Below are 4,748 nucleotides of genomic sequence, written 5' to 3'. Positions count from 1 at the left end.
AGAACGTTGGAAAGGGCATCATCAAGGGGGAGCACTTATCCACAGCCGTGATTTGTCCAGTTATGAAAAACCCTCATATAGCTCGTTGGGGATGTCTCTCACGAAGTTCGTGAAAATCAATACCGTCAATGGTAGTCCAAACGCCACCATGGGCAGCACCATTCCCATTAAGGTGTCATAGAGGCCAATGCGAACGATGAGGATATAGACTGGAATAATGGCAGCTTGAATCGGCACAGCCAAGCCAACCAGAAATACGTTAAAAATGGTCTTAACCACCCGGGCGCGAGTTCGAACGATGACATAGGACAAAAAAAGGGCAAAAGCTATCATCAAAATTACCGTAATGACAGACACGATGGCACTATTGAGGAACGCATGCAAAAATCCGGCCTGAACCACTGCGGAAAAGTTGGAGGTCGTGGGATGCGTTGGTGGCAGCCACGGTTGACCCGTAAGATAGCCGTTCTGGGACCGAAAACTGGTCATTAAAATGTAGAGAATTGGATAAGCCGCCACGATCAACCAGACGGTACTCAAAATCAAGGCCACCGTCCGCCCTGCCAGGGCTCCCCGGCGAAGTTCGCGTGTCTTGTTGATCCCTATCTCAGTTGAAGTTGTGGCCCTAACCACTCACATCCCCTCCATTTGACTGTCCATCCGGCTAAATCCGGTAAATTTAACCGTAAGAATCGATAAAACTAGGCCCGCTACGGCCATCACCACCGCGATCACACTACCCATTCCAATGTTTTGATAGTAAAAGGCTTGTTTATACATCTCCATTGCGAGGACGTTCGTCGAATCTCCCGGCCCGCCACTGGTAAGGACATAAATCAAATCGAAATAGGTCAGGGTTCCCGTGAGGTTTAAGATTGTGGTGGTTACCATCGTGTTCTTCAATTGCGGAATCGTCACGTGAAGAAAGGACTGCCACGGCGATGCGCCATCGAGACGAGCAGCCTCGTACAGCGAATCCGGGATTTGCTTGGCACCGCCATGGTACAAAAGAGAGTTGAACGGGATAAACTGCCAAGCAATGACCCCAGCGACAACCAGCAAAGCCCAGTGTGGATTGCCTAGCCAATTTTGTTGGCCATTTCCTAGCCCTACTATCTTCAGCAAGGCATCTAGGAGACCAAAATTGGGGTTGAGGATGTACGACCATGTTACGCCGATGGCCACAGACGAAAAGAGCAGGGGCACGAAGTATATGACACTATACACGGCCCGATACTTTTGCCGACCCGCCATAAAGACGCCCAGCGCCAAGCTTAGGGGATTTTGGAAGAACCAGCTCAACACCATAAGTTCGGCCGTAAGCCGTAGGGCATGGAATACGGCACCATTGCTCAAAGCGTGTATCCAATTTTGAATCCCTACCCACTGAGACGTGCCTATGCCGTTCCAATTGAGACCCGAATAATACACAGCAACTACCATCGGGGCCAATGCGAAAATAACAAAAAACAATAACCCAGGTAACGTGAGCACCCACCGTTGCCAGTTCATACGGGCACCCAAAAGCCCCACCTCCATCCGCGGTCGATAACCTCATTACGAATGCGGGAAGACAATCGACAATCGCCTCCCCGCTAGGACAGTTATTTCTGAAGGTGCGCGTTCATATCCGCCTCAAATTGTTGTACCGACATCTGACCCACCATGAATTTTCCGAGATCTGTATCCAGCTCGTTGCCTTCCACTGTTGGGAGTGCTGTATCCCACGATTGTTGAAAGTAGGGCGCTTTCACGGCCAGGTTGTAATAAAACTGCTCGTATGCGCCGTTTTTCGCGTGCGCCAGTTCTGAACCGATGCCTTTGACCGGAGGCACATATCCTATATTGATCAAATTCTTAATGTTGGTGCTGTTCAAGTTGTATTGCTTTAGATACTCAATCGCTGCCGTCTTGTGTGGAGACTTAGCAGAAATCGAAAAGAAGTTGGCCGGGTTTCCTGCAACATCAGCAGGGTTGCCTTTGCCGCCCGGCACACTCGGGAACGGAAACCAACCAAGTTTAGGAAGAAAACTGCTGTCGCTGCCTTCTATCGATCCATAACCCCAAGCACCCATGAGCCACATGGCCGCTTTGCCTGTGTAGAGCAGAGCCGCATCTTCACCATTGTTTGACCCCACGGAGCTAAATCCATTTTCAAAAGCCCCCATGTTTACCAATTGCTTCATCCTATCAAGGGCCTGGGTTACTACCGGATTGGACCAGGAATTGGGCGTGCCAGCGGAAATACTCTTATAGACGGTCGGTCCGCCAATGCGATCCACCAAATATTCAAAGTACATGAGGTCGGGCCAATTGTCGGCACCGCCGAGAGCGATGGGGATGACCCCGTGGGATTTGAATATCCGAATATCTTGCAGTAACTGATTCCATGTTGCCGGTGGCGACACATGATATTGCTTAAATAGCGCCTTGTTGTAGAAGAAGTTAACGGGCTGAATATTGCCGTGAGGCACGCCGTAGATTTTTCCCTCAAACGTCACCGACTTCATTATGGACGGTAAAAATTTGTTGCCCCAGCTGGGATCAGCCTTTAAATACGGCGTTAAGTTTAATACGTCTCCTGCATTGATGTATGTTTTTAGTCTTCCTCCGCCCCAATTTGTCCAAATGTCGTTTGTCCAAATGTCGGGCCTGTTGCTGGAGCCCATCGCAATTTGTAACTTTTCTAGATAAGGATTTGACTCAATGTAGCTGGCCTGAATGGTGTCGTTAGGATGAGCCTTGTTCCACGCCGATATGGTTTCGTTGTCGACCTGTTCCGCGGTTCCGCTGTCGACGTTCCAGAGCGTCATGCCGCCGCTTGCGGCCCCAGCACTCGTGGACGGTTGCGCTCCGCACCCTGCTAAAATCCCCGCAAATAAGGCCGTGCCCGCCATGAGCATTAAGCCATTGCCCACGTTCATCGCTAAACCTCCCATTAATTCGTATGGTGTTTTTATTATTCTATTTCCAGCGGGAAGGGATTGCAAGAATATATTAGATCTTTTCAAATCGCATCACAAAATACTTGATTTAGTTACCTCTCTTCCGGTTTACTAGTTTTCGTTACCATGTTCGGATCGGATTCCTTATAAATACGGCACTAACTAATTACTAAGAGGTGACCTTTTATGGAACCAGCTGGGGGTTATCTTGTCCTCACATTTGATGATGGTCCGGACGACAGCACCACCCCGGCAATTCTTAACGTGCTAAGTCGGTACGGGGTGCCAGCAACCTTCTTTTGCGTAGGCTCGTGCGCTTCTCGGTACCCCAAAACTCTACGAGCAATAGCCAAGGAGGGCCACAAAATCGGAAACCACTCTTGGGACCACCTGGATTTAACCACCCTGCAAGCGGGAGACATTCATGATCAATTGGATCGCACTAACAAAGTTTGGGTATTCGGATTTCTTGATTGATCGCTATCTGTCCCGGGCCTTGGTCGCGTGGAGGCAAATCCGGATTCCGTGATTGATCGGATAATGGTCGTTTGGGATGTCATAAATTCGAGGACAGCGATTTTTGGTCGGCAGGTCAGATATTTAGCATGAAAAAGTTGTCCCGGTCCCGACCGTGCTCGGCGATGAACATAGTTCGGATGCGGTGATAAAATATGCGGTGCCAGTCGTCGCGTGTCGTTGACTCAAAATGCAGTTACAATCAAAATTTCATGGGATGAGGTGCCGACGGCTGAGCTTCGTTGACGATTCCCGAAGACCGTTGGGAGGAACGACGTATGAACTTTCAGGGTAAAGTAGCGTTGGTCACCGGGGCTGGAAGCGGAATTGGTCGCGCCACGGCGTTACAATTCGGGGCCCGCGGCGCACGAGTGGTCTTGGTCGGAAGAAGGCTCGAACCATTACGTGATACGCAGCGACAAATCGCCGCCAACGGTGGCGAATCGCTGGTGATCACGGCGGACATTGCTAGCGCATCCCAAGTGCGAAACATGATCAACCAGGCTGTGGATCATTATGGGAGTCTTGACTTCGCCTGCAATGCGGCTGGTATTCCCGCAGGATCGGGTTCCCTCGCAGATGTCTCCGAGGACGACTTCGATATGAACGTGGCGATTAACTTCAAGTCAGCATGAAATACGAATTACAGCAAATGACCAACCAGGGCTCCGGAGTGATCGTCAACGTCTCGTCTATTAACGGGTTGGGTGGCACTCCCAACGCGGCCGCCTATGCTGCATCGAAAGCGGCGGTCATCAGCCTCACAAAGACGGCCGCCCTCGAGTATGCTCGCCAAAAAATCCGGATTAATGCGATTTGCCCCGGGCTTATCGAGACACCAATGCTCCAAGGGGTCATGCAAAAGACGGGTAGTGACGTCAAGGCCGTTGAACCCTTGATCCCCCTAGGTCGCGTGGGCAGTGTCAACAACATTGCAGACCCCATTGTGTGGATGTGTTCTGACGAGGCTGCCTACATGACCGGCCACATCATGATTGTTGATGGAGGCGTAGGGGCGCAAGGTTAATTCCGGTGCTTAAATATCGGGGAGTATAGTAGTAATCGCCCCTGCTTTTGACCAATCCCCTTTGCGATGTCCCTGAGAGATGGATCAACACAAACTGTCCCGATGAGGGTTTAACCGAGAACTCGGTCGATCAATCAAGAAATCCGGATACCCCAAAGTTTTAGAGGACATACTCGGGATGCGGAGGTTGTCCCAGGCTTCGTAGATTTTGCTTTCTGTATTTTTCACAGAATTTCTCGTGATTTGGCGCAATCCTATAG

6 protein-coding genes are annotated in these 4,748 nt (G+C 50.3%); 3 read left to right on the top strand and 3 right to left on the bottom strand.

What is annotated here, in order from left to right:
* Positions 1-60: 60 nt before the first annotated feature.
* From HIJ39_RS21515 to HIJ39_RS21505, 3 genes are all read right to left on the bottom strand, one after another.
* Entirely contained in the window at positions 61-633 is a 573-nt protein-coding gene (locus tag HIJ39_RS21515; protein WP_169103091.1) for a carbohydrate ABC transporter permease, read from the bottom strand.
* The gene (locus tag HIJ39_RS21510) at positions 634-1,524 is read right to left on the bottom strand and encodes a carbohydrate ABC transporter permease (RefSeq protein WP_243239895.1); all 891 of its coding nucleotides are present in this window, start codon (positions 1,522-1,524) and stop codon (positions 634-636) included.
* Positions 1,525-1,604: 80 nt separating this feature from the next.
* Positions 1,605-2,924, bottom strand: coding sequence for an ABC transporter substrate-binding protein (locus tag HIJ39_RS21505; protein WP_169103090.1), 1,320 nt, complete (start codon positions 2,922-2,924; stop codon positions 1,605-1,607).
* A gap of 207 nt (positions 2,925-3,131) precedes the next feature.
* Between HIJ39_RS21505 and HIJ39_RS25325 the strand changes: the two genes are divergently transcribed.
* The 3 genes from HIJ39_RS25325 to HIJ39_RS24765 all read left to right on the top strand — a co-directional run bounded on the left by HIJ39_RS25325 (position 3,132) and on the right by HIJ39_RS24765 (position 4,488).
* Positions 3,132-3,422 carry a polysaccharide deacetylase family protein gene (locus HIJ39_RS25325; RefSeq protein WP_169103089.1) on the top strand — a complete coding sequence of 97 codons (291 nt, stop codon included), beginning with the start codon at positions 3,132-3,134 and terminating at the stop codon, positions 3,420-3,422.
* A gap of 317 nt (positions 3,423-3,739) precedes the next feature.
* Positions 3,740-4,096: an SDR family NAD(P)-dependent oxidoreductase gene (locus tag HIJ39_RS24770; protein WP_207711844.1), complete on the top strand. Its 357-nt coding sequence runs from the start codon at positions 3,740-3,742 to the stop codon at positions 4,094-4,096.
* The gene (locus tag HIJ39_RS24765) at positions 4,093-4,488 is read left to right on the top strand and encodes an SDR family oxidoreductase (RefSeq protein WP_207711843.1); all 396 of its coding nucleotides are present in this window, start codon (positions 4,093-4,095) and stop codon (positions 4,486-4,488) included. The genes HIJ39_RS24770 and HIJ39_RS24765 overlap by 4 nt, the downstream gene beginning before the upstream one ends.
* The last annotated feature ends 260 nt before the right edge of the window (positions 4,489-4,748 follow it).

The organism is Sulfobacillus harzensis (assembly GCF_012933365.1).
GTDB lineage: Bacteria > Bacillota > Sulfobacillia > Sulfobacillales > Sulfobacillaceae > Sulfobacillus_B > Sulfobacillus_B harzensis.
The sequence above is the reverse complement of the archived record's forward strand: the minus strand, read 5'-3'. Positions and strand labels throughout refer to the sequence as shown.